The sequence below is a fragment of the Halobacillus faecis genome, from assembly GCF_007991335.1.
Classification (GTDB): Bacteria; Bacillota; Bacilli; order Bacillales; family Halobacillaceae; genus Halobacillus; species Halobacillus faecis.
The window spans coordinates 141,116-166,478 of record NZ_BJYD01000021.1 but is presented as its reverse complement, the minus strand read 5'-3'; the positions used below and the strand labels follow the sequence as shown (position 1 = coordinate 166,478).

The 25,363-nt window shown below is 43.5% G+C and carries 22 protein-coding genes; all 22 read left to right on the top strand.

Going from position 1 to position 25,363, the window contains the following annotated elements:
* The 22 genes from flhA to rimP all read left to right on the top strand — a co-directional run bounded on the left by flhA (position 1) and on the right by rimP (position 25,350).
* Entirely contained in the window at positions 1-2,031 is a 2,031-nt protein-coding gene (flhA, locus tag HFA01_RS11710; RefSeq protein WP_146816430.1) for a flagellar biosynthesis protein FlhA, read from the top strand.
* On the top strand, positions 2,028-3,137 hold the full coding sequence (gene flhF / locus HFA01_RS11705) for a flagellar biosynthesis GTPase FlhF (RefSeq protein WP_146816428.1): 1,110 nt from the start codon (positions 2,028-2,030) through the stop codon (positions 3,135-3,137). Before flhA ends, flhF begins: the two co-directional genes overlap by 4 nt.
* Positions 3,121-3,978, top strand: coding sequence for a MinD/ParA family protein (locus HFA01_RS11700; protein WP_146816425.1), 858 nt, complete (start codon positions 3,121-3,123; stop codon positions 3,976-3,978). Before flhF ends, HFA01_RS11700 begins: the two co-directional genes overlap by 17 nt.
* Before the next feature lie 4 nt (positions 3,979-3,982).
* Positions 3,983-5,032 (top strand): protein-glutamate methylesterase/protein-glutamine glutaminase, encoded by a 1,050-nt coding sequence (locus HFA01_RS11695; protein ID WP_146816423.1) that lies wholly within the window; start codon positions 3,983-3,985, stop codon positions 5,030-5,032.
* Between the two features lie 4 nt (positions 5,033-5,036).
* A complete protein-coding gene (locus HFA01_RS11690) occupies positions 5,037-7,034 on the top strand; it encodes a chemotaxis protein CheA (protein ID WP_146816421.1) in 1,998 nt (665 codons plus the stop codon).
* A gap of 18 nt (positions 7,035-7,052) precedes the next feature.
* Complete coding sequence (locus HFA01_RS11685) at positions 7,053-7,520, top strand: chemotaxis protein CheW (RefSeq protein WP_146816419.1); 468 nt, start codon at positions 7,053-7,055, stop codon at positions 7,518-7,520.
* Positions 7,513-8,157: a chemotaxis protein CheC gene (locus HFA01_RS11680; protein WP_146816417.1), complete on the top strand. Its 645-nt coding sequence runs from the start codon at positions 7,513-7,515 to the stop codon at positions 8,155-8,157. Before HFA01_RS11685 ends, HFA01_RS11680 begins: the two co-directional genes overlap by 8 nt.
* Positions 8,150-8,647, top strand: a complete 498-nt coding sequence (locus HFA01_RS11675; protein ID WP_146816415.1) for a chemotaxis protein CheD — start codon at positions 8,150-8,152, stop codon at positions 8,645-8,647. The genes HFA01_RS11680 and HFA01_RS11675 overlap by 8 nt, the downstream gene beginning before the upstream one ends.
* A 35-nt stretch (positions 8,648-8,682) precedes the next feature.
* Positions 8,683-8,937 carry a hypothetical protein gene (locus HFA01_RS11670; protein WP_146816413.1) on the top strand — a complete coding sequence of 85 codons (255 nt, stop codon included), beginning with the start codon at positions 8,683-8,685 and terminating at the stop codon, positions 8,935-8,937.
* A gap of 44 nt (positions 8,938-8,981) precedes the next feature.
* Positions 8,982-9,758, top strand: coding sequence for a FliA/WhiG family RNA polymerase sigma factor (locus tag HFA01_RS11665; protein ID WP_146816411.1), 777 nt, complete (start codon positions 8,982-8,984; stop codon positions 9,756-9,758).
* Positions 9,759-9,995: 237 nt separating this feature from the next.
* Positions 9,996-10,484, top strand: coding sequence for a hypothetical protein (locus HFA01_RS11660; RefSeq protein WP_146816409.1), 489 nt, complete (start codon positions 9,996-9,998; stop codon positions 10,482-10,484).
* A gap of 146 nt (positions 10,485-10,630) precedes the next feature.
* Positions 10,631-11,368, top strand: a complete 738-nt coding sequence (rpsB, locus tag HFA01_RS11655; protein WP_074734064.1) for a 30S ribosomal protein S2 — start codon at positions 10,631-10,633, stop codon at positions 11,366-11,368.
* 121 nt (positions 11,369-11,489) lie between these two features.
* Positions 11,490-12,374 carry a translation elongation factor Ts gene (gene tsf / locus HFA01_RS11650; protein WP_146816407.1) on the top strand — a complete coding sequence of 295 codons (885 nt, stop codon included), beginning with the start codon at positions 11,490-11,492 and terminating at the stop codon, positions 12,372-12,374.
* Between the two features lie 112 nt (positions 12,375-12,486).
* Positions 12,487-13,209, top strand: a complete 723-nt coding sequence (gene pyrH, locus HFA01_RS11645) for a UMP kinase (protein WP_146816405.1) — start codon at positions 12,487-12,489, stop codon at positions 13,207-13,209.
* Positions 13,210-13,211: 2 nt separating this feature from the next.
* Positions 13,212-13,769, top strand: a complete 558-nt coding sequence (gene frr / locus HFA01_RS11640) for a ribosome recycling factor (protein ID WP_089652385.1) — start codon at positions 13,212-13,214, stop codon at positions 13,767-13,769.
* Positions 13,770-14,057: 288 nt separating this feature from the next.
* Positions 14,058-14,825, top strand: a complete 768-nt coding sequence (gene uppS / locus HFA01_RS11635) for an undecaprenyl pyrophosphate synthase (protein WP_146816403.1) — start codon at positions 14,058-14,060, stop codon at positions 14,823-14,825.
* Between the two features lie 16 nt (positions 14,826-14,841).
* Entirely contained in the window at positions 14,842-15,639 is a 798-nt protein-coding gene (locus HFA01_RS11630) for a phosphatidate cytidylyltransferase (protein WP_146816401.1), read from the top strand.
* Positions 15,640-15,659: 20 nt separating this feature from the next.
* Entirely contained in the window at positions 15,660-16,805 is a 1,146-nt protein-coding gene (dxr, locus tag HFA01_RS11625; RefSeq protein WP_146816399.1) for a 1-deoxy-D-xylulose-5-phosphate reductoisomerase, read from the top strand.
* 114 nt (positions 16,806-16,919) lie between these two features.
* Entirely contained in the window at positions 16,920-18,176 is a 1,257-nt protein-coding gene (gene rseP / locus HFA01_RS11620; protein ID WP_146816396.1) for an RIP metalloprotease RseP, read from the top strand.
* A gap of 152 nt (positions 18,177-18,328) precedes the next feature.
* On the top strand, positions 18,329-20,032 hold the full coding sequence (locus HFA01_RS11615; RefSeq protein ID WP_146816394.1) for a proline--tRNA ligase: 1,704 nt from the start codon (positions 18,329-18,331) through the stop codon (positions 20,030-20,032).
* Positions 20,033-20,123: 91 nt separating this feature from the next.
* Complete coding sequence (locus tag HFA01_RS11610; RefSeq protein WP_146816392.1) at positions 20,124-24,416, top strand: PolC-type DNA polymerase III; 4,293 nt, start codon at positions 20,124-20,126, stop codon at positions 24,414-24,416.
* A gap of 460 nt (positions 24,417-24,876) precedes the next feature.
* Positions 24,877-25,350 (top strand): ribosome maturation factor RimP, encoded by a 474-nt coding sequence (gene rimP / locus HFA01_RS11605; protein ID WP_146816390.1) that lies wholly within the window; start codon positions 24,877-24,879, stop codon positions 25,348-25,350.
* Positions 25,351-25,363 lie beyond the last annotated feature (13 nt).

Sequence of the window (25,363 nt, the reverse complement as noted above, 5' to 3'; positions counted from 1 at the left end):
ATGTCAGCAAGAGATTTATCTGTTCTTATCGGCGTGATTTTAATTATCGTCATGCTTGTCATACCTTTGCCGGGGTGGCTCCTTAGCTTTTTTATACTAATCAATATTACCCTTGCACTGATCGTCATCCTTGTGTCTATGAACATGGATGAGGCCTTGCAGTTCGCCGTCTTCCCGACTTTGTTATTATTACTTACTTTATTTCGTTTAGGGTTGAATGTTTCAACCACTCGTTCCATTCTATCAGAGGCAGAAGCCGGGGGAGTCATTGCGACATTTGGAACGTTCGTCATTGGAGGCAACCCACTTGTCGGGTTTGTTGTCTTTGTCATATTGGTCATCATTCAATTTCTCGTCATCACGAAAGGGGCCGAAAGGGTATCTGAAGTGGCCGCCCGTTTTACATTGGACGCGATGCCTGGAAAACAGATGAGCATAGATGCAGACCTTAATGCAGGAATGATTAATGAACACCAGGCAAAAGAACGCAGGGCGAAAATTGAAAATGAAGCCGATTTCTATGGAGCGATGGACGGGGCGAGTAAGTTCGTTAAAGGAGATGCCATTGCTGGAATCATCATCGTTTTGATCAACATTATCTTTGGTTTGATTATCGGTATGGTTCAGATGGGGATGTCCTTCAGCGAGGCGATCGATACATACATGCGTCTGACGGTAGGGGACGGGCTTGTCAGTCAAATTCCTGCCCTACTCATTTCGACGGCGACAGGGATTGTCGTAACGAGAGTGGCTTCTGAAGGAAATTTGAGTTCAGATGTCACAAGTCAGCTGCTGCGGTATCCGAAGTTGCTTTACATTGCTGCAGCAACCATCTTCCTCCTCGGTTTGACTCCGATTCCAATCTTCCTGACCTCTCTTATTGCAGCTGTTCTTGCTTTTGGGGGATATTGGTTATCTCGACAAGATCATGAGCCGGAATTCGAAGAGCCGGAAGAGATGGATGAAGCGGAGAGCGACCAGATGAAATCACCAGAAAGCGTAGTGAATTTGATTAGCATGGATCCGATTGAGTTTGAATTTGGTTATGCCTTGATCCCGATTGCGGATACAAACCAGGGAGGGGACCTTCTGGACCGGATTGTCATGATCCGGAGGCAACTGGCGATTGAACTAGGAATTGTCATCCCTGTAGTGAGGATAAGAGACAACATCCAACTGAATCCGAATGAATACCGTCTGAAAGTGAAAGGCAACGTAGTAGCTCAAGGAGAACTGTTATTGGACCATTACTTAGCGATGAGTCCAGGAGATGATGATGGAATGGACGGCATAGAAACCCAGGAACCTGCGTTTGGACTTCCAGCTAAATGGATTACAGACGACCAAAAAGATGAAGCAGAATTATCGGGTTATACGGTTGTGGATCCTCCATCTGTCGTTTCGACACATATTACAGAAGTGATTAAACAGCAGGCGCATGCGTTGCTCGGAAGACAGGAAACACAACAGCTCATCGACCATTTGAAAGAATCTTACCCGATTTTAGTAGAAGAAGTGACACCAGATCCGCTTCGTGTCGGAGACGTACAAAAAGTACTTGCGAAATTACTGCGGGAAAATGTTTCAGTGAAAAATCTTCCTGTCATATTTGAAACGCTCGCTGATTTTGCCAAAATGACCAATGATACAGAGCTGTTAGCTGAATATGCGAGGCAATCATTGTCCGCGCAGATTACGAACCAGTATAAAAAAGACAATCAATTAGTAAAAGTCATTACCGTTTCCGGAAAAGTAGAAAAGATCATAGCTGATCATATTCAACAGACGGAGCATGGAAGTTATTTAGCCCTCGATCCTGAAAGTCAGCAAACCATTATTTCAGCCATTGCAGAACAAGTCGAACAAATGTCCTTACAGGAAGAGACAGCCATTCTTCTATGCTCACCAGCGGTACGGATGTATGTAAAGCAACTTCTCGATCGTTTCTTGCCACAAGTCGTTGTATTATCTTATAACGAATTAGATCCAACGGTCGAAGTCCAGAGTGTAGGGGTGGTGAATGTAGCGTGAGAGTGAAAAAATTCCAAGCTGCAACTATGCCGGAAGCCATGAAAAAAGTAAGAGCCGAATTAGGAACCGATGCAGTGATCCTCAATTCCAAAGTGAAGAAATCGGGTGGATTTCTAGGACTTTTTAAAAAAGAGTTCACAGAAGTTATTGCTGCCATTGACCCTTCGGAGGAACATCAACAAATGACTGCTGTGGCTGCAAAACCGGAAGAGAGACATGAAAAACCTGTAACGCCAGTCAATCCCAATCGTGAGATCATGGAAGAGTTGAAAAATCTAAGGTCCCTTATCCAAAACCCTAAGGAGGCCTATCCTGAGAAGCTTGAAATGGCCTATCAGTTCCTATTGGGTCAGGAAATCTCTGAAGGTGTGGCCGGAAATGTGATGGAACGTCTGTTAGAAAAGGGAGGCAGTTTTGACGATTTAGCCGAGATTGAAAACCTCCTGAGAATGGAATTGTATGAGTCTATGAAACAAAAGGGATTTGGCAAGCCTGCTTTTGATAAGAAATTCATCCATTTAGTAGGGCCAACGGGTGTTGGGAAGACGACAACGCTCGCGAAACTCGCGGCGGATGCTGCTTTAAATCATCAACTTAAAGTAGGGTTTATCACAACAGATACTTACAGGATTGCTGCTATCGATCAATTGAAGACGTATGCAAAGATCCTTGATATACCTCTCGAAGTTGCCTATACCATGGAAGACTACAAGAAAGCCAAGAAACGCTTTCAAGATTTCGACCTTGTACTTGTGGATACCGCAGGAAGGAATTTCAGAGATCCAGCTTACATCCAAGAACTTCAAAAGATGATCGATTTTGAAGAGGAATCGGATAATTTTCTTGTCTTAGGATTGACGAGTAAATTCACCGACATGAGCGAGATCTTCGCACAATTTAAGGATATTCCGATCCATCAGTTGATTTTCACGAAAGTAGATGAAACCGCAAGAAAGGGAAATGCCGTGAATATGGTCTTGACTCATCATGTAGGAGTCGCTTATTTAACAGATGGTCAAAATGTACCAGACGATATTAAAACAGCCTCCGCTATGGGTCTTGCAAGAGAAGTGATGGAGGGGTTTGCTGATGAAAGATCAAGCTGAAATCCTTCGCAGGCGAATGCAGGAATTGGATGGGAAACCACAAGCTAAAACCATAGCTATTGCAAGTGGAAAAGGTGGAGTGGGGAAATCGAATTTTTCTATCAACTTTGCGTTGCAGCTCATGAAAAATGGGAAGAAGGTATTGATTTTTGATTTAGATATCGGAATGGGAAACATCGATATTTTAATGGGGAAGTCACCCACACGAACATTTGTCGACTTGTTTCGGGAAGAGATGTCGATTCATGATATTATTGAACTAGGACCAGAATCCTTACCTTACATCGCTGGCGGTTCGGGACTCTCCCACATTTTTGAACTTGACCAAGTGAAGTTCACCTATTTTCAAGACGAATACGAAAAGCTTTCCAAATCTTTTGATTACATCCTCTTTGACATGGGCGCGGGAGCAACTCAGGACAGCCTGAATTTTATTAGCTCGGCCCATGAGGCGATTGTTGTGACTACACCAGAACCAACTTCAATTACGGACGGTTACGCGATGATCAAGCACCTGGTACATAAAGACAAAAATCTGCCGCTTAAAATCCTGGTAAACCGTTCACTTAGCGAAAAAAATGGGAGGGCTACTTTCGATCGTCTATCGCTCGTAGTCAAGAGATTCTTAGATTCAGAAGTAACTCTATTAGGTGTTTTACCTGATGACAGGTCTGTACTAGAAGCGGTTAACAAACAACGACCATTTGTGATTGACAGACCTAATAGTAGTGTGAGCCGTGCCATTGGGAAATTGGTGCATAGTTATTTGAACGAAGGCCACCTTCAATCGTCTCCACGATCATTTGTAGATAAATTAAAAAGATTTGTTTTTGAGAGGTAGAGAGATGAAACAGATGAGGGTATTAATTGTCGATGATTCCGCCTTTATGAGGCGAGTATTGACGGACATTTTAGAAAAAGACTATCGGATTCATGTAGTCGGGACTGCGAGAAACGGAAAAGACTGCTTGGATAAGTTAGCTGATTTACGTCCTGATGTTGTAACGATGGATATAGAAATGCCAGTGATGGACGGTTTAGAGGCATTAGAAGCGATCATGGAAAACTCTCCGCTCCCTGTGGTGATGGTGTCCAGTCTGACACAGGAGGGTGCAGAAAGCACGATAAAAGCCATGAGCCTCGGTGCAGTCGACTTTATTCAAAAGCCATCCGGTTCCATTTCTCTTGACATGGAAAAGGTAGACAAAGATATCGTCCGCAAGGTTCTTATTGCAGGGGAAGCCAAGGTAAAGCCGCCGTCCGAAAGCTCCAGTGAAAGAGTCCGAGTTCCTGAAGATATGAAAGAGGAAGACAACTTGATTGCCATCGGTACTTCCACCGGTGGACCTAGAGCTTTACAGGAAGTTTTGGGGTCTCTTCCTGGAAGCCTTCCTGCCCCTGTCTTAGTTGTTCAACACATGCCGAGGGGGTTTACGAAATCTTTAGCTTCTCGTCTCGATCGCCTGTCTGAAATTTCAGTGAAGGAAGCTGAACACATGGAGGAAGTACATAATGGTGTTGCCTATATCGCTCCAGGTGGGTATCACATGGAAGTTGTAAAACATCATCAACGCCTCTTTATCCAGTTAAATGAATCGAAGCCTCTCCATGGTCATAGACCTTCCGTCAACGTGATGTTCTCTTCCATCGCCAAACTACCAGACATCTCCATTACTTCTGTCATCATGACAGGGATGGGATCCGATGGTTTAGAAGGAATCCTCGCCATGAAGGAACAAGGGAGAAAAGTCTTCACGATTGCGGAAGATGAACGTACGTGCATCGTGTACGGTATGCCAAAGGCAATCGTGAAGTCAGGTCTTACTGATGAAGTCCAAAAACTTAATAAAATCAGTCGAAGTATAGTAGAATCTCTTCAAAATAAAAGGAGGTAGTCCTATGGAAACCAATCAGTACTTGGAAGTTTTTATTGATGAAAGTAAAGAGCACTTGCAATCGATCAACGACCAACTATTACATTTGGAGAAAAACCCTCAGGACCTTTCCATTGTCAATGAAATCTTCAGGTCTGCCCATACATTAAAAGGCATGTCAGCAACGATGGGGTATCAAGATCTTTCTAATCTGACACACAAAATGGAAAATGTCCTTGATGCCGTACGGAATGAAAAGGTGAAAGTGGACGAAGGCATTTTGGATGTCGTTTTTGATTCAGTTGATGATTTGGAAGCGATGGTCATTGATATTTCAGAAGGTGGATCTGGAGAAAGGAACGTCGAGAGGGTCGTCGAACTTTTGAACACCATTGAAAACGGTGGGGGAGAGGCATCCCTCGTTTTGGAATCAGTTGCATCACGTAAGGCTGACTCCACACCCGTGCTTTCGGTTGATGAATACACAAAAGCAGCTCTCGAACAATCTAGTGAACTAGGAAAAAACAATTACCAGATTGAAGTGGGATTAAGAGAAGATTGTCTTTTGAAAGCCGCACGCGTCTATATGGTTTTTGAAATCCTAGAGCAAGCAGGGGATGTTATTAAGTCTTCCCCATCTGTTGAGGCTTTGGAAAATGAAGAATTTGAAACGTCCTTCCATGTTCTCTTTGTAACGGAAGATTCAGCAGAGGACATAGAGGAGCAAATTAAGAAAGTATCCGAAATTGAACATGTGCATGTTGCTGTCTATCAAGTTTCAGAAGAGAGCAAAGAGGAATCAAACCCTCTACAGAAAGAAATGGCTGCACAAGAAAAGCCGCTTCAAAAAGAAGAAAAAGATGGTAAGCAGGTAGGGAACAAAACGATTCGAATTAACATAGATCGACTCGATGCTCTTATGAACTTGTTTGAGGAGCTTGTCATTGACCGGGGACGCCTCGAGCAAATTTCCGATGATTTGAAGCACACCGAACTGCGGGAAACGGTTGAAAGAATGACAAGGATCTCTGGAGATCTGCAAAGCATTATCCTTAACATGCGTATGGTCCCGGTCGAGCAGGTGTTCAATCGATTCCCCAGAATGGTCCGTCAGCTCTCTAAAGATCTGAATAAGAAAATCGATTTGAGTGTGGTCGGCGCAGAAACTGAATTGGATCGTACCGTTATTGATGAAATCGGTGATCCTCTCGTTCATCTGATTCGTAACGCGATCGATCACGGCATCGAAGGACCGGAAGAAAGGGAAGCCAAAGGAAAGCGTGCCACAGGTAAGCTGGAGCTGAAAGCATACCATAGTGGAAATCATGTGTTTATTGAAATCTCGGATGATGGCGGTGGTATAGCCCGTGACAAAGTCGTCCAAAAGGCGGTAAACAATCGTGTGGTCACAGATGAACAGGCAGCGTCAATGACCGACTCTCAAGTGTACGATTTGATCATGGAAAGCGGTTTTTCCACAGCCGATACCATTTCTGATGTTTCAGGCAGAGGGGTAGGACTTGATGTAGTAAAAAGTACGATCGAGTCACTTGGTGGTAACATTTCTGTTGATTCGATACCTGATGAGGGAAGTGTCTTCTCCATTCAACTTCCACTCACCCTTTCGATCATTTCCGTTATGCTCGTAGAAGTCCAAAAAGAAAAATACGCTGTACCTCTCTCATCGATTATCGAAACGGCCATTGTAAAAAAGGAAGAGATCATGCATGCGCATAATAAAAAAGTCATCGACTTCCGCGGGAAAGTGGTACCTCTCGTCTTCTTAAAAGATGTGTTGAGTGTACCGGAAGAATTAGAAGAAGAGGATTACTATTCCGTAGTTATCGTGAGAAAAGGAGAAAAGATGGCCGCTCTGGTCGTCAATTCATTCATTGGGCAGCAAGAAGTCGTCTTGAAGTCTCTGGGTGATTATTTATCCGGTGCTTTCGCTATATCTGGTGCGACAATTCTAGGGGATGGTCAAGTAGCCTTAATCCTCGACAGCAATGCTTTAATCAAGTAACAAGGGAGGGAACAGAAAGTGGCAGAAGATAACAAAAAATTGAAAGTGATCGTTTTTCAAATCAATGATGAAGAATACACCGTACCGGTTGATCTAGTAGGTTCCATCGAGCGAATGATGCCCATCACTCGTGTCCCAGGCACAAAATCATTTGTAAAAGGGGTTCTGAACTTGAGGGGGGTCGTCACACCAGTCATTGACTTGAGAGAGAGGTTCGGGATTGAAGAAGTGAATGACACGGATGCAACAAGGATCATTACCGTAGAAATCCATGAAATGAATGTTGGTTTAATCGTGGATGCTGCGAACGACGTCCTGGACCTTGACGAAGAAAGTATCGAACCTCCACCTGAAGTGGTAGGCACGATGGAAGCTGAGTATATCCAGGGTGTATCCAAAAGAGAGCAGCGTCTGTTTATTCTATTGAACTTAGAAAAAGTTCTCGCTAAAGATGATGTCCATGAGTTGAATGAGCTTTATGTATAATCCAGAGAATTTCACAGAAGCGTTTGGTCCAATTCAATTGGATGTTCTAAAAGAAATCGGCAACATTGGGTCAGGCCATGCGGCAACATCTCTATCCAATTTGTTACATAAGAAAATAGAGATGCATGTCCCCGGCGTGGAAGTTGTGGACTTTGATCAGGTCATGGACCTAGCCGGGGGAGCAGATAAAGAAATGGTCAGCATCTTTCAAAGAATGGAGGGAGATGCTCCTGGCTCCATGTTCTTTATCATGACCCCCTCTCAAGCGAATCACTTTGTAGAGCTAATGACCGGCAGCGCCCAAGGGTTTGAGGATCATTCTGAAATGGCATTTTCCGCTTTAAGGGAATTAGGAAATATCCTATCAGGTGCATACCTTACTGCGCTTTGCGATTTTACAGAGTTGGAGCTTCAATCTACGGTTCCATCAATAGCTCAAGATATGGTCGGGGCTATTTTAAGCACGGGTTTAATTGAGCTCTCGCAGGTGAGTGATGCAGCCATTGTCATCAAAACTTCTCTCACGGATAGAGAAGGAGGGGAAGATGAGTTCCTGGAAGGTCATTTCTTCCTCTTTCCTGACCCTCCCTCCTATCAGAAGATTTTTTCTTCCTTAGGAGTGTGTCTGAATGATTAAGGAAGGTCAGATTATGAGGATTGGTATCGGAGACTTGGGAATTGTTCATTCTCCGAATGTAATCCGTACTTCAGGGCTTGGATCCTGTGTCGGAATTGTCCTTTATGATGATGTGAAGAGGTTGGCGGGAATGGCTCATGTCATGCTTCCTGAGGCTTCCCTGGCTAGAAAACAGGGGATGAAAAGAGCAAAATACGCAGACACAGCGATTGAAGATTTGATTGCAGCTCTTATTTCTGCTGGAGCTTCCCGCTACCGTTTAAAAGCGAAATTGGCAGGCGGGGCGCAAATGTTTCAGTTCACATCTTCAAGTGACACGATGCGCATAGGTCCGAGAAATGTGGGTGCGGTGAAAGAGAATCTTCAATCTCTAAATATACCGATTCTCGCGGAAGATGTAGGCGGCAGGAGCGGACGTACGATTGAATTCAACCCTGAAACGATGGACCTCCATATAAGGAAAGTGAATCAAGGGGAGAGTGTCATTTAATGAGAGGAACACTTCTGTGAAATTTAGCGGCGGCTGTGTTTGCTTTTCTTTTCGTATTTTCGATCAGCGCTCAAGTGACGACTTTTGATACAGCAATCAATCGAGGGACCATAGGCTTTTTTAGTTTTTTTATACTCTCTTATGTGTTTCGTTCGTTTTGGAGTTTCATCACAGCGCCAGGCGATACAGCTGAAGACAATCAGGGCACCGCTCAACCAGCATCATCATTGAATGTGGATGCAGAAGAAACATCGAAAATGGTGCGGGAATTATTAAATGAAGACGCGTGAGATGTTTGAGAATATTAACCAATTAAAGGACGGGGAGGATTGGAATGGCCAGCTGTTTATCTCCTCAAGAACAACAGTGGTGGAATCTATGGACAAATGAGCAGGATGGAGAGGCCGCAAATCAATTGGTACAGCAGTACGACTATTTAGTGAGCTACCATGTCCAGAGGATATCCGCTCATTTACCGAAGAGCGTAAGTAAAGATGACGTGAGAAGTTTAGGGATGTTAGGGCTTTATGATGCACTGAAAAAATTTGATCGAACAAGAGATCTGAAATTTGATACGTATGCCTCCTTCCGTATCAGAGGGTCGATCATGGATGGTTTAAGAAAAGAAGACTGGCTTCCAAGATCAGTAAGGGACAGATCTAAAAAAATCGAACAGATGACAGAAAAGCTGGAGCAGGAGTTCCAGCGTCCCGTAAGTTCCAACGAAATTGCAGAAGCTTTGCACATATCTCCAGGAGAAGTAGAGGAAACCGTCAAGGACTCTCTTTTTGCAAATGTCCTCTCTATGGAAGAAAAACCGAATGATGGAAGAGAAGATCATAAAGAAGGGATTGGATATGCAATCCCGGATGATCAAACATCTACTCCTTCGGAATCCGTGATCAAAAAAGAAAATTACATAGAGTTAGCGAGAGAGATCGACCGCTTAAACGAGAAGGAGCAACTCGTCATCAGTCTCTTCTATCATGAAGAGCTTACTTTAACGGAGATTGGTCAAGTTTTAGAATTGACGACCTCCCGGATCTCCCAAATCCATGCGAAAGCGATCTATAAACTTAAAGGTGCTTTGCAAGAAATTGTTACCGTGTAGGTCGGTCGAGCTGAAGAAATGGAACGATCTGTCTCCACGGAATAAAGTAGAAACTGTATGATTCCTTTCTGCAGAAATTGAGATTGGTAAAGGATAAAGGCGCTGAAGTATGCTGTTGGAACAGAAGATGTAGGAACGCCGTGATGTTTACGCCTTCATTGAGCGGGGTGAAAGTAGTCAGCAGTAGTATTAGTTATAAACTGGAAATAGGATCAGAAATGAATGGTGTGGATAGATATGACAGTGTTTTTATTGATCTCAAGCTTTATTATTGATGGTGTACTGCTTTTCACACTATTTATCATGATGAATAAAGTACGTAAGACAGAAGAACTCGAACTTAAACAAAAACAAGTAGCGTCAGAAATTGAGGATCTCTTTACATCGTATTTAATGGAAATTAAAGAAGAGAATAGACGGATGGAAAGCCTCATCGAGAAGAAGAATAGCTACTCGGATTATCAAAGCTCTCAAAAGGAAAACAGAGAAGAAGAAATAGAGAGCCACTCTAAAAAAGAAACGATTTCAACCAATGATTCTTCATCTAGCTATTCCCCTCCTGAGCTGAATGTAATGGAAAGCTATCAGCCGTCTTTTCATTCACAGGTATTAGAATTGAGGGAAAAAGGGTATAGTGTAGACCAAATTGCGAAAAAAATGGACAAAGGAAAGACAGAAATCGAATTACTCTTCAAATTTCATCAAAAACCTATGAAAAAAACTTGAATGCCCCCCATGTGTTATGATATATTTACTGACGGTGTCAATACGCACGCCTTTGGATTCTCATGTGAGGTTGCTCTTTATTAGAGTTCACTTGAGAAGATGAAAGAGGCGGAGGATACTAAAAAAACCAAACAGGAGGAACTATCATGTCTGTAATTTCTATGAAACAGCTACTTGAAGCTGGTGTTCACTTTGGACACCAAACCCGTCGCTGGAACCCGAAGATGAAGAAATACATCTTCACGGAGCGTAACGGGATCTACATCATCGACCTGCAAAAAACAGTGAAGAAGGTTGATGAAGCATTTAACTATGTAAAAGAGGTCGCTGCTGACGGCGGTAACATTCTTTTCGTAGGTACTAAAAAACAAGCTCAGGATACAGTTCGTGACGAGGCGACTCGTTGTGGCATGTATTACATCAACCAGCGTTGGTTGGGTGGTACCCTGACAAACTTTGAAACCATCCGCAAGCGTATCAACCGTCTTAAAGACATTGAGCGCATGGAAGAAGACGGTACATTCGATGTACTTCCTAAAAAAGAAGTTGTCGATATGCTTAAAGAAAAAGATCGTCTTGTTAAATTCCTAGGCGGTATTAAAGAAATGAAGAGCCTTCCAGACGCAATGTTCGTGATCGATCCTCGTAAAGAGCGCATCGCGATTGCTGAAGCTCACAAATTGAATATTCCAGTTGTAGGTATCGTTGATACTAACTGTGACCCAGACGAAATCGATTATGTCATCCCTGCAAACGATGACGCAATCCGTGCCGTTAAATTGTTGACTTCTAAGATGGCAGACGCTGTCCTTGAAGCAAAACAAGGGGAAGAAACAGAAACAACGGAAGAAACTGAAGCTGCTGTAGAAGCTGCTCAAGAGTAAGAAGGTTCAAAAGGTGATAAGGGGGTATACCTTTATCACCTTTTTTAAAGAATCCGTAACAGCTCACGCGATCCAATGCGCACGAGCTATACTTATATGCAACTAATAAGGAGGCTTTACAATGGCTGTAAACGCTAAAATGGTAAAAGAACTTCGTGAAAAAACGGGTGCTGGAATGATGGACTGTAAGAAAGCACTCACTGAAACTGATGGTGACATGGACAAAGCAATGGAATGGTTGCGTGAGAAGGGTATTTCCAAGGCAGCTAAGAAAGCTGACCGTATTGCTGCGGAAGGTTCTGCTGCAATTGAAATCTCCGGGAACACGGCTGTACTTTTCGAAGTGAACTGTGAAACGGACTTCGTAACGAAGAACGACCAGTTCAAAGACTTGCTTAAAGACCTAGGTCAGCACTTGCTTTCTCAGAAGCCTGCAACAGTTGAAGAAGCTCTAGAACAGAAGCTTCACGGTGATGGAGAAGTACTTAGCAGCTATATCACAGAACGCGTAGCGAAAATCGGTGAAAAGATTTCCCTTCGTCGTTTCGTTATTAAAGAAAAAACGGATAACGATGCATTCGGTGCTTACCTTCACATGGGCGGAAACATCGGTGTATTGACTGTCCTTGAAGGTTCTACAGATGAGTCTGCAGCGAAAGACGTTGCGATGCACGTAGCCGCTGTAAACCCACGTTATGTTTCCCGTGACGAAATCCCTGCAGAAGAAGCAGACAAAGAGCGTGAAATGCTTAAAACTCAAGCGATGAACGAAGGCAAGCCTGAAAACATCGTTGAGAAAATGGTCGAAGGTCGCTTGAACAAGTTCTTCGAAGAAATCTGCTTGCTTGACCAAAGCTTCGTTAAAGATCCAGATCAGAAAGTTAAACAATTCGTAGCCTCTACTGGTGGACAAATCACTGGTTTCGATCGCTTCGAAGTTGGTGAAGGTATGGAAAAACGCGAAGAAAACTTTGCTGATGAAGTTATGAACCAAGTTAAAAAATAATGATTATGAAACATAGGGGACACTGCCGGTGTTCCCTATTTTCAAACATGCTACATAATTGCAGATGTGCAAGAAAATGTAGAGGAATATAGTTATAACACGGGAGGTTACTATGACTACTGCTCGCTATCGTCGTATCGTATTAAAACTAAGTGGAGAGGCATTAAGTGGAGAAGCAGGGTTTGGATTAGAACCCAGCATTATCAAATCAGTCTCCCGTCAGGTCAAAGAAGTGGCTGAACTCGGTGTGGAAGTCGCTGTGGTCGTCGGAGGTGGAAACATCTGGCGTGGTAAAGTAGGAGCCGAGATGGGGATGGATCGTGCAAACGCTGATTATATGGGAATGCTGGCAACGGTTATGAACTCCCTCGCTCTTCAGGATAGTCTGGAAAACTTAGGGATTCCGACCCGTGTCCAAACTTCCATTGAAATGAGACAAGTTGCGGAACCTTATATCCGCAGAAAAGCGATTCGCCATTTAGAAAAGAAACGCGTGGTCATTTTTGCGGCTGGGACAGGGAACCCTTACTTCTCTACTGACACGACAGCTGCTTTAAGAGCCGCGGAAGTGGAAGCGGATGTAATTTTAATGGCGAAGAACAATGTAGATGGCGTGTACACGGATGATCCTAAAGTTAATGAAGATGCTGTGAAATACGATCAGCTCTCTTACATGGACGTACTAAATGAGGGTCTTGGTGTCATGGATTCTACAGCTTCATCATTATGTATGGACAACGATATCGATTTATTGGTATTCTCAATAACAGAGGACGGAAACATTAAGAAAGCCGTAATGGGCGAAAATATTGGAACAATTGTGAGGGGGAAATAATTATGTCTGATGCTGTAATTAATGAAACGAAGCAACAAATGGAACAAGCTACACAAGCTTTCTCTCGTCAGCTTGCAACAGTTCGCGCAGGTCGTGCGAATCCTTCAATCCTTGATAACGTGTATGTGGATTATTATGGAGCGGCGACTCCACTTAATCAACTGGCACAAGTCTCTGCACCAGAACCACGCCTGCTTGTCATTACACCTTATGACAAGAGTGCGATTGCAGAAATTGAAAAAGCGATCCAAAAAGCGGATCTTGGCTTGTCTCCTTCTAGTGATGGTAATGTGGTACGAATCAACATCCCTGCACTGACAGAAGAACGTCGTAAAGACCTTGCCAAAGTTGTTGGGAAGTATTCTGAAGAAGCGAAAGTACAAATCCGTAACATTCGTCGTGACTCCAACGACCGTCTGAAGAAGCTAGAAAAAGACGGTGAACTTACGGAAGATGATCTTCGCTCTTATCAGGATGATGTTCAAAAGGTCACAGACCAGCACGTTGAGAAAATTGATCAACTTGCAAAAACAAAAGAAGAGGAAATCATGGAAGTTTGATTCTCCAATTCTATATGCCTTAAGGTGTATCAAGCCGCGCTGTAGATGTTTGGCAGCGCGGCTTTTATTTTAGTTTGTGGAAATGAATACTCGATTGATAACTGAATTGCCTTAGGGGATGTTTCCCGACTCGTGAGACACCACAAGTGCGACATCATGTTAAGCGTTTTGTGGCGAAAAGTTTGCTCCTTGAGTCTTGTTATGTCTACCCACTTTTAAGGGATTCGGCATTTTTATTGGATTTAGTATATAATAAATAGATGGAACAATTGGACTGGAGGATTGAACATGCCTATCAAGTTTCCATTCAAAAAAGATAAAAAGCAGCACCGCACCGAGCCATTAGGCCTTGAAGAGAACCATATTCCAAAACATGTGGCGATCATCATGGACGGAAATGGACGATGGGCGAAAAATAGAGGAATGCCTCGGATTGCCGGTCATAAAGAGGGCATGGGCGTTGTGAAGAGAATCGTTCGATATGCTTCCGATATTGGTGTGAAAGTTCTTACCCTTTATGCTTTTTCTACGGAAAATTGGAAACGCCCCAAAAATGAGGTAGACTTCCTCATGAAGCTTCCTGTCGATTTTTTAAGTACATATTTGCCTGAACTGATCGAGAGAAATGTCCAAGTCCGGACCATTGGTGATTTTGACGTTCTGCCTGCACACACTCAAAAAGCTGTCAAAGAAGCGATGGAAAAAACGAAGGACAACGATGGGCTGATCCTCAATTTTGCGCTCAACTATGGAAGCCGTTTTGAGATGGTGCATGCAGTCAAGCAAATTGCTTCTAAAGTACAACAAGGAGAATTGGATATATCAGATATTGATGAATCCATGTTCTCTCAGGAATTGTACACGTCAGAGTTGATCGAACCTGATCTGCTTATCCGGACGAGTGGAGAACAAAGGTTGAGCAACTTCTTATTATGGCAGCTGGCCTATGCAGAATTCTGGTTTACAGAAGTTTATTGGCCGGACTTTGATGAAAGTCATTTTGAAAAAGCTCTGTATGACTTCCAAAATCGTAAACGTCGTTTCGGCGGAGTATAAGGTGTGAAAAAGACTTATGAAACAAAGAACAATTACAGCCATCGTTGCAGCACTCATCTTTCTTCCAATCGTCATGTTGGGAGGTTGGCCTTTTAAGGCTTTTGTGTACATCATTGCAAGCATCGCCCTACTTGAATTGGTTCGTATGAAAAAGATTGCCCGCTATTCGGTAGCCTCTGGACTTGGCTTGCTTCTGATGTGGGCTCTGATGTTTCCGTATGAGGTATTCGATGAAACCATTACTTCAGAGGACATCATTACAAAATCTGAAATTACGCTACTCGCGGTACTTGTACTGTTAAGCTACACAGTTCTTGTTAAAAACCGCTTCACTTTTGATGATGCTGGATTTCTTTTACTATCAGCGATCTATATTGGAATGGGATTCAATTATTTAATGGAAACACGAGAGCAAGGGCTGGAATATATTTTCTTTGCACTATTTATTGTTTGGGCGACAGACACAGGTGCATACCTGTTTGGTCGTGCATTAGGTAAACACAAACTTTGGCCGCAGATCAGTCCCAAGAAAACAATTGAAGGATCCGTCGGAGGAATTATTCTCGCTTGTGTCGTTGCTCTCATTTTCCAGTTGGTATATCCTTTGGAGCATTCCTTGATCATCGTATTACTCGTCACTGTCCTTGTATCCATTGCAGGTCAGATTGGGGATCTCGTAGAATCAGCATTCAAGCGACACTATGCGGTTAAAGACTCCGGGAAAATCCTGCCTGGGCATGGGGGAGTATTAGATCGGTTTGACAGTTTGATCTTTATTTTACCGATCCTGCATTTGATTAACTTTATTTCCTAGGAGAGAGGGGCCATGGAACAATGAAGCAAGTATCTTTACTTGGGGCAACGGGTTCAATTGGGGTTCAAACTCTTGATGTTCTTCGTTTGCACCCAGATCAATTTTCTTTATATGCCATGGGGTTTGGCAGAAACATCGAAAAAGCTCTTCCTCTAATCCGAGAGTTCGATCCTTCTATGATCGTCGTTCAAGATGAAGAAACGAAGCGAAAACTGGAAAAAGAAGTCTCCCACCCACAGATTCTTTGTGGTGGAGAGGGTTTAATTGAAGCAAGTATAGCCGAACCTGTAGATGTGGTCGTGAATGCAGTCATGGGGAGCATAGGCTTGCCAGCTACTTTAAAAGCCATTCAATCAAAAAAACAAATGGCGATTGCCAATAAAGAAACACTCGTGACGGCCGGTCATCTAGTCATGGAAGAAGCTAAGAAACACAATGTCAACCTTCTCCCTGTAGACAGTGAGCATTCGGCTATTTTTCAGGCTTTGAACGGTGAACAGAGGAAAGACATCAATAAACTCATCATTACTGCATCCGGTGGAAGCTTCCGTGACCAAACGAGAGAAGAACTTGTCGGAGTCACAGTCGATGATGCGTTAAATCACCCGAATTGGAAGATGGGCGCGAAAATCACCATTGATTCTGCCTCGATGATGAACAAAGGATTAGAAGTTATTGAGGCGCACTGGCTTTTTGATGTACCTTATGACCAGATTCATGTTATTCTTCATAGAGAAAGTGTCATCCATTCTATGGTTGAATATGTCGATCGCAATGTGATTGCCCAGCTTGGAACACCGGATATGAAAGTGCCGATTCAATACGCTTTGACTTATCCGGAACGTAAGGAGCTTCCAATCACGAAAAGCTTGAACTTGGAAGAGATCGCTACGTTGAATTTTCAAAAGATGGACTTGGATCGATTTCCTTGTTTGAGAATGGCATTTGAGGCAGGAAAAGCAGGCGGCTCGATGCCGACGGTCCTGAATGCTGCGAACGAAGAAGCTGTCCAACAGTTTCTCGAAGGGAAAATATCTTTTCTTGATATTGAAAAATACATCGCTCAAGCTTTAGAAAAACATGACAGGATTCATAACCCTGACTTGTCTACCATAATTTCTATTGATAAGGAAACAAGGGAAAGAGTTCGTTTCCAAATAAACTAAAAGCTCTGGTGGTTTAAAAAGTATATGCAACCGTCTAAATAATGATGGTTCACTTCCACTATAAACATCACATTCCATAGAATGACCCAGAGCAAAAAAAGGAAGGTGCTTCATTTGACTACAGTGGTTGCATTTATTCTTATGTTCGGACTTTTGGTGTTCGTGCATGAGTGGGGGCATCTCATTTTTGCCAAACGAGCGGGAATGCTCGCAAGGGAATTTGCAATAGGATTTGGACCTAAGATTTTTGCATTCACTCGGAATGAAACTCTTTACACAATCCGTATTCTTCCCATCGGCGGCTATGTTCGAGTGGCAGGAGAAGATCCAGAAATCGTAGAATTGAAAGCTGGCCACCATATCGGCCTTGAATTCAATGACGCAGGAAAAGTAAATAAAATAATTGTAAACAATAAAGACAAGCATCCACATGCCCGTGTGATTGAAGTCGAACGCGCGGATTTAGATCACCGTCTTGTCATTGAAGGTTACGAAATTGATGAAGACGAAAAGCTCTTCTTTGAAGTCGATCCGAAGGCGATGTTCGTCATGGATGAAAAGGAAACACAAATTGCTCCTTATAATCGCCAGTTTGCTTCAAAATCTGTTCCTCAGCGTGCGATGCAGCTTTTCGCTGGTCCTATGATGAACTTCGTTTTGGCGATTGTCTTGTTCATGATTCTTGGTTTTATCCAGGGGGTCCCTTCGAACGAAGCGAAGCTTGGAGAAATCCAGGGCAACTCACCGGCTTCACAGGCTGGTCTTCAGGCTGGTGATGAAGTCGTTGCTGTGGATGGGGAATCCGTCAGTACGTGGGAAGAGTTCACGACCATCATTCGAGCTCATCCTGATGAAGAAGTGACGTTGACAATCAATCGTGAGGGAGCAACGCAGCAGTTGAACGTCACACCTGCCGCTGTCGAAAGTAGAGAGACGACCATCGGCCAAGTGGGTGTCGCCCGTGCTTTTGAAGAGTCTTTTGCAAAGAAATTGACGTTTGGATTTACTCAGACTTATGAGTGGTCAGCACTGATATTAACGAATCTCGGTAAATTAGTGACCGGACAATTTTCTTTGGATATGCTTTCAGGTCCAGTCGGCATTTATGATGCGACAGACCAGGTTGTACGTACAGGATTTACGAATTTTGTCATGTGGACATCCATCTTGAGTATCAACCTTGGAATTGTAAACCTGCTTCCACTCCCTGCTTTGGATGGTGGGCGTCTATTATTCGTCGGGCTTGAAGGGCTCAGGGGAAAACCAATCGACCCTCAAAAAGAAGGGATCGTTCATTTCATCGGGTTCGCATTACTCATGTTATTGATGCTCGTTGTCACTTGGAACGATATCCAACGTTTATTCTTGTGATTGATTATAGCTGGAAGTCCTGAGGTGATCGGCGTTTCCTAGGCTTCCGGCTTCTTTTTATTAACGTCTTAACGTCAAAAAGACAGGGAATCTTTGAGACTAGCGATTTCCTCCTTTTATAAATTTTAATTATATAGAACTGAGGTGCATTTATGAGACAAAGTCATATGTTAATACCTACCCTTAAAGAAAACCCTGCTGATGCTGAAATCAAGAGCCACCAGCTCCTCGTTCGTGCTGGTTACATACGCCAGATTGCATCCGGAATCTATAGCTTCCTGCCAATCGGCCGCCGCGTGCTAAGTAAGGTCGAAAACATCGTCCGGGAAGAGATGGAAAAAATCGGTGCTCATGAAATGGCGATGCCTGCCCTTGAGCCTTCAGAACTTTGGAAAGAAACGGGGCGTTGGACGACGTTCGGCTCTGAGCTGATGCGACTGAACGACCGACACAACCGGGAGTTTGCTCTTGGTGCGACCCATGAGGAAGTCATCACAAGCCTTGTTCGTCATGAAGTGAAAAGTTATAAGCAGCTTCCATTGACGGTTTTCCAAATTCAAAACAAATTCCGTGATGAAGCCCGTCCTCGATTCGGTCTTTTGCGTGGAAGAGAGTTTTTAATGAAGGATGCCTATTCCTTCAATGAATCTTATGAGAGTCTTGATGAGACGTATGATAAGATGTTTGAAGCTTACTCGAACGTATTTAGACGCTGTGGTTTGAACTTCCGTGCTGTTATTGCAGACTCAGGCGCGATGGGCGGAAAAGATACCCATGAATTCATGGTTTTATCTGAAGTAGGCGAAGATGTCATTGCCTATTCAGATACTTCCCGCTATGCAGCCAATATCGAAATGGCTCCGGTCGTCGCAACCTATGAGAAGTCCCAAGCGACTCCTCAAGCGTTGGAGAAAATCGAAACTCCGGGTCAAAAGACAATGAAGGATGTAGCCGAATTCCTTGGACACGATTTAAAGGAAGGGATCAAGTCGATCCTTTTCCAAGTCGATGAAAAGTTTGTCCTTGCCCTTACTCGTGGAGATCACGAAGTGAATGATGTTAAATTGAAAAACCTTTATGATGCTGATATGGTTGAACTTGCTTCAGAAGAAGACACGAAACGACTGCTAGGTTCAGGATTTGGTTCTCTTGGTCCAATTGGTGTCCCAGAAGAAGTGGAAGTAGTTGCTGATCATGCCGTAGAAGCCATGGTGAACGTATCTTGTGGAGCTAACGAAGAAGGATGGCACTTCAAGAATGCCACGCCTGAGAGAGACTTTGAGGTTAAGTCTTATGCTGACTTGCGGTTTATCGAAGAAGGAGATCCTTCACCGGATGGAGAGGGCATCATCAAGTTCGCCCGAGGGATTGAGGTTGGACATGTCTTCAAGCTGGGTGAATTTTATTCCGAACGGATGAATGCCACATTCCTTAATGATCAAGGAAAAGCGAAGACGATGATCATGGGGTCCTACGGTATCGGCGTGTCCCGTACGCTTGCAGCAATCGTAGAACAATACCACGATGAAAGAGGGATTACGTGGCCGAAGAATATTGCCCCTTATCAAGTCCATTTGCTTTCATTAAATCCTAAAAAAGATGAACAGAAAGAATTGGCAGATCAAATCTATGACACACTGCTTGATGCAGGGATCGAAGTCTTATATGATGATCGTAAAGAACGTGCAGGCGTGAAATTTGCTGACAGCGACCTTTTCGGTGTACCTGTAAGAATCACGGTAGGAAAGCGTGCCGGTGAAGGCGTTGTGGAAGTGAAGGAACGTGCAACAGGCGATCAGAATGAGTTAGAAACTAGTGAAGTTTTAGAATATATTAAGAACTGGTACAAAGCCTAATATCTTTTATGGAAAACTATACCCTTGCTAAAGGAAAGAGCAAGGGTTTTTCCATGTCAGGTGTTCGGTTAGGAAAGAGGAGGAATCCCGTTTGAGTGTGAGCAACAAGGAAAAAATGCACTATTTGCTGGAACAGATTCAGTTCCCACATGATCTAATAGAGCCTCACTTTAAAGACAGCAGCATGCAGAAGCTGGTGGTTTACCGCGAACAGAAGTTGTGGCATTTTCATTTTCATATGCCAAAACCGCTTCCGCCATCTATCTACGATTTATTTACAAGTAAACTTGTAGCCACTTTCCGCTCCATTGCAGAAGTAACGTGGACAATTGAAACATCAGAAAAAGAACTTGCTATGAATGATGTCCTTGAATACTGGCAAAGTTTTATTAAGACTTTAACGAATTTAACACCCAGCTATAAAGATTTATTGATGGAGCAGCAGCCTGAAGTGAACGGGAATAAGGTTATGTTAACTTGTAGGAACTTAGCTGAGAGTCATGCCATCCAAAAAAAATTGGAAGAACCATTAAAAAGCTTTTGTCTCAAGTGCGGTCTTCCTTCTTTCATGCTTTCAACTCGAGTGAAAGAAGAAACAGAACAAATCAAACGTTTCCAGGAAGAACGTCAAAAAGAAGACAAAATACTGGTTCAGCAAGCGGTGAAAGAACAAGAGGAAAGAACCAAAGATAAAGATGACTCCAAACCAAAAGGGCCGCTTGAAATTGGGTACAAGATACAAGATGATATCATCCCGATGCAGGAAATCCAAGAAGAAGAGAAAAAGATTGCTGTCCAGGGTTATATCTTCGATGTTGAAATTAAAGAGCTTCGTTCGGGACGTCATTTGTTACTCTTGAAAGTGACAGATTACACGGATTCTTTCTCCATTAAGATGTTTTCACGAGGAGACGACCATGCCGAACTGTTTAAGCACGTGAAAGAGGGCATGTGGATCAAAGCGCGAGGTGGAATTCAGACAGATAATTTCACGAACGAATTGACGATGATGGCCAACGACATCAATGAAGTCAAGCCCAAATTGAGAGAAGATGGTGCACCGGATGGTGAGAAAAGGATTGAACTGCACGCCCATACTACGATGAGTGCCATGGATGCACCTGTCTCCCCATCACGTTTAATCAAACAAGCGGCAGATTGGGGGCACGAAGCGATTGCCATTACAGACCACGCGGTCGTTCAAGCCTATCCCGATGCCTATGCGGCAGGGCAGAAAAATGGTGTGAAAATCATTTATGGTGTAGAAGCGAACTTAGTCGATGATGGTGTTCCCATTGCTTATGAAGAACAAGATCGTGAACTTGAGGATGCGGTATATGTAGTCTTCGACGTGGAGACCACGGGTCTTTCTGCTGTTTACGATAAAATTATTGAACTCGCTGCCGTTAAAGTTCAGGGGGGCGAAATCATTGATCGATTTGAATCCTTCGCAAACCCCCATCAGTCTTTGTCACAAACAACGATTGACCTCACTGGGATTACAGACGACATGGTCAAGGATGCTCCTGAGATCGAGGAAGTACTCAAGGACTTCCACGAATGGACAGGAGAGGACATCCTTGTCGCTCACAACGCCAGTTTCGACATGGGCTTTTTGAATGCTGGTTACCAGAATATGGGGATGGAAAAGTCAACGAATCCGGTCATAGACACGTTAGAGCTCGCTCGTTTTCTAGTTCCAGAGTTAAAAAACCACCGGTTAAATACCCTTTGTAAAAAGTTCGACATCGAATTGACCCAGCACCACCGGGCGATTTATGACGCCGAAGCCACAGGGTATCTGCTTTGGAAACTCGTAAAACGCGCAATGGAAAAAGGAATTACGAACCATAAAAATCTCAATGATTATATGGGAGAAGGGAAAGCGTACCAACGCTCCCGACCTTCTCACTGCACCCTGCTTGCAACAAACAGTACGGGGCTGAAAAACATTTACCGGCTTGTCTCAGAAGCGCACGTGAACTACTTTTACCGTGTTCCGCGTGTCCCCCGTTCCCTTTTAAGCAAGAACAGAGAAGGAATCCTTGTAGGATCCGGTTGTGACAAGGGCGAAGTATTTGAAACCATGATGCAGAAATCTGAGGAAGAGGCAGAGAAAGTGGCTGAGTTTTATGATTACATTGAAATCCAGCCACCGGGAAATTATTATCACTTGCTTGAAAAGGACCTAGTCCAGACGGAAGCGCAAATCCTTGATATCTTGAAAAGGCTTGTCGCTATGGCGGAAAGAATGGGCAAAACAGTGGTTGCCACAGGTAATACTCACTACGTAGAGCCTCATGAAAAGCAATACCGTCAAATTCTCATTTCATCCCAAAACGGGAACCCGCTTAACAGACAGACACTGCCTGAGGTCCACTTTAAAACGACGAATGAAATGATTGATGAGCTTGGTTTCTTAGGAAAAGACAAAGCGACAGAATTAGTCGTAACGAACACTCATAAAATTTCTGAACAGATTGGTGAAGTATCTCCGGTTAAAGATGATTTATATACGCCTAACATCGAAGGGGCGGACCAGGAGATCCGTGAAATGTCCTACAACAAAGCACGTAGCATTTACGGTGAACCGATCCCTGATTTAATCGTCAAACGTTTGGAAAAAGAACTCGACAGTATCATCGGGAATGGATTTGCGGTTATCTATCTCATCTCACAGAAACTTGTAACTAAATCACTAGAAGATGGTTACCTTGTTGGTTCCCGTGGTTCTGTCGGTTCATCATTCGTTGCTACGATGACAGATATTACGGAAGTGAATCCACTTCCGCCGCATTATGTTTGTCCGTCATGTCAATATAATGAATTTTTTACAGATGGATCGGTCGGAAGCGGGTTTGACCTTGAAGAAAAAGCCTGCCCGGAATGCGGTACATCCCTGACCAAAGATGGTCAAGACATTCCATTTGAAACGTTCCTTGGCTTTAAAGGGGACAAGGTTCCCGATATCGACTTGAACTTCTCAGGAGAATACCAGCCGCATGCGCACAATTATACGAAAGAGTTGTTCGGTGAGGACAGTGTGTTCCGTGCCGGGACGATCGGTACGATAGCGGAGAAGACCGCTTATGGGTATGTGAAAGGTTACGCCGGAGACCATCAGCTCCTATATAAGAATGCTGAAATTGATCGTCTCGTACAAGGGTGTACAGGTGTGAAAAGAACAAGCGGACAGCACCCTGGAGGGATCATCGTTGTCCCTGATGACATGGAGATCTATGATTTCTCACCGATCCAGTTTCCAGCGGATGATACGAAAGCAGAGTGGAAGACGACCCACTTCGATTTCCACTCCATACACGACAACCTTTTGAAACTGGATATACTCGGACACGATGACCCGACCGTCATCCGTATGCTCCAGGACCTAAGCGGGATCGACCAAAAGGAGATCCCTGTGGATGATCCTGAAGTCATGAAAATCTTCAGTGGTCCTGAAGCACTCGGAGTGACGGCGGATCAGATCATGTGTAAAACAGGCACCCTCGGTGTGCCGGAGTTCGGTACAAGGTTTGTAAGGCAGATGCTCGAAGATACAAAGCCGAAAACATTTGCAGAACTCGTCATCATCTCAGGCCTGTCCCACGGAACTGACGTGTGGCTTGGAAATGCTGAACAGCTGATCAATGATGGGATCTGTACGCTTCCAGAAGTAATCGGGTGCCGTGACGATATCATGGTATATCTCATGCATAAAGGTCTCGACCCTTCTCTTGCCTTTAAGATCATGGAATTCGTTCGTAAAGGTAGAGGACTTCAAGATGAGTGGATCGAAGAAATGAAAAAACATGGCGTACCAGACTGGTACATTGATTCTTGTAAGAAGATCAAATACATGTTCCCGAAAGCACACGCAGCAGCTTATGTATTGATGGCGGTTAGGATTGCGTATTTCAAAGTCCACTATCCAATCTATTTTTATGCCGCTTACTTTACTGTCAGGGCAAGTGATTTTGAACTGGAAACGATGATGAAAGGATCTGAAGCGATCCGTAAGCGTATGAAAGAGATTCAAGAAAAAGGCTTCGACGCCACACCAAAAGAAAAGAGTTTGATGACTGTTCTTGAACTATCCCTTGAAATGTGTGAAAGAGGATATGGATTTAAAAACGTGGACCTGTACCGTTCCAGTGCCACGGACTTCCTTGTTGAAGGCAATGAGTTAATTCCTCCGTTTAATGCGGTTGACGGATTAGGAACAAACGCAGCCATCAATATTGTCAATGCAAGAGAAGAAGGCGAATTCTTATCCAAGCAGGACTTGAGAGAGCGCAGCCGTATTTCCAAAACCGTCCTCGAGTATCTGGATAACTTCGGATGCTTAGAGGGAATGCCGGATGAAAACCAACTGTCCCTTTTCTAACATCTCAGCTCCACAACAGGTAACACAGCCATTTCATTGTTAAAGGATAGGGCAGCATAGTTGAAAGCTTAATTTCGAGACTTTTATTGAGTGAATGGGAGCTGTGGGGAATAGCTCGCTTTCTGCGGGGCCCTACACGAGGTGAGGAGGGAAAGCTGTTGATTTCTTCCTTTGTTGCATAGAATACGCATCTATGATATATTTTTTATGGTGAGAAGAGTGATACGAACGACGAAAGAGTGGGGCAACCCACTCTTTCGTCATATTCTAGCCTCTTGCTTGTGGAGAAACTTCGATGCATGAGGGGTTTTAGTACCCGCGAGACGAACCGCTATGATCTATGTCATAGCGGTTTCTCATGGTACTTGTAATTCAAAACCCTGTTACTTAATGAAATAAGCGAATACATCCCATAATAATAAGTACTAACCATTATATTGTGTTCGAAGGAGGGAAGAGCATGAGCAATCATGTTACATCCGTTACAGAACGTCTTGTCCAGCCGATCCTTGAGGATATGAACCTTGAACTTGTGGATATTGAGTACAAGAAAGAAGGTCAGAACTGGTACCTTCGCGTCTTCATTGATAAAGAAGGCGGTGTGGACATCGAAGAATGCGGACAAGTGTCTGAACAATTGAGTGAAAAATTAGATGAAGAAGATCCTATTGAAATTCCGTACTTTCTGGAAGTTGCATCACCTGGAGCGGAACGTCCTTTAAAGACAGAAGCAGACTTTGAAAAGTTTGTTGGTGAATATGTGTACATGAAACTATACGAACCGATTGATGGGGAGAAGGAGTTTGAAGGGACCCTTAAGTCTTTTGAAAATTCCGTAGCAACCGTAGAAATTCGTATTAAGACACGTAAAAAACAACTGGAAGTACCATATCAAAAAATAGCTAAAGCTAATTTAGCTGTTACGTTTAATTAAGGGGGAGAAAACT

What these genes read in the sequence shown, in the direction of transcription:
- flhA (WP_146816430.1), top strand. Translation starts at nt 1, where the DNA reads ATGTCAGCAAGAGATTTATCTGTTCTTATCGGCGTGATTTTAATTATC.
- HFA01_RS11700 (WP_146816425.1), top strand. Translation starts at nt 3,121, where the DNA reads ATGAAAGATCAAGCTGAAATCCTTCGCAGGCGAATGCAGGAATTGGAT.
- HFA01_RS11695 (WP_146816423.1), top strand. Translation starts at nt 3,983, where the DNA reads ATGAAACAGATGAGGGTATTAATTGTCGATGATTCCGCCTTTATGAGG.
- HFA01_RS11690 (WP_146816421.1), top strand. Translation starts at nt 5,037, where the DNA reads ATGGAAACCAATCAGTACTTGGAAGTTTTTATTGATGAAAGTAAAGAG.
- HFA01_RS11680 (WP_146816417.1), top strand. Translation starts at nt 7,513, where the DNA reads ATGTATAATCCAGAGAATTTCACAGAAGCGTTTGGTCCAATTCAATTG.
- HFA01_RS11675 (WP_146816415.1), top strand. Translation starts at nt 8,150, where the DNA reads ATGATTAAGGAAGGTCAGATTATGAGGATTGGTATCGGAGACTTGGGA.
- HFA01_RS11665 (WP_146816411.1), top strand. Translation starts at nt 8,982, where the DNA reads ATGGCCAGCTGTTTATCTCCTCAAGAACAACAGTGGTGGAATCTATGG.
- HFA01_RS11660 (WP_146816409.1), top strand. Translation starts at nt 9,996, where the DNA reads ATGACAGTGTTTTTATTGATCTCAAGCTTTATTATTGATGGTGTACTG.
- rpsB (WP_074734064.1), top strand. Translation starts at nt 10,631, where the DNA reads ATGTCTGTAATTTCTATGAAACAGCTACTTGAAGCTGGTGTTCACTTT.
- tsf (WP_146816407.1), top strand. Translation starts at nt 11,490, where the DNA reads ATGGCTGTAAACGCTAAAATGGTAAAAGAACTTCGTGAAAAAACGGGT.
- pyrH (WP_146816405.1), top strand. Translation starts at nt 12,487, where the DNA reads ATGACTACTGCTCGCTATCGTCGTATCGTATTAAAACTAAGTGGAGAG.
- frr (WP_089652385.1), top strand. Translation starts at nt 13,212, where the DNA reads ATGTCTGATGCTGTAATTAATGAAACGAAGCAACAAATGGAACAAGCT.
- uppS (WP_146816403.1), top strand. Translation starts at nt 14,058, where the DNA reads ATGCCTATCAAGTTTCCATTCAAAAAAGATAAAAAGCAGCACCGCACC.
- HFA01_RS11630 (WP_146816401.1), top strand. Translation starts at nt 14,842, where the DNA reads ATGAAACAAAGAACAATTACAGCCATCGTTGCAGCACTCATCTTTCTT.
- dxr (WP_146816399.1), top strand. Translation starts at nt 15,660, where the DNA reads ATGAAGCAAGTATCTTTACTTGGGGCAACGGGTTCAATTGGGGTTCAA.
- HFA01_RS11615 (WP_146816394.1), top strand. Translation starts at nt 18,329, where the DNA reads ATGAGACAAAGTCATATGTTAATACCTACCCTTAAAGAAAACCCTGCT.
- rimP (WP_146816390.1), top strand. Translation starts at nt 24,877, where the DNA reads ATGAGCAATCATGTTACATCCGTTACAGAACGTCTTGTCCAGCCGATC.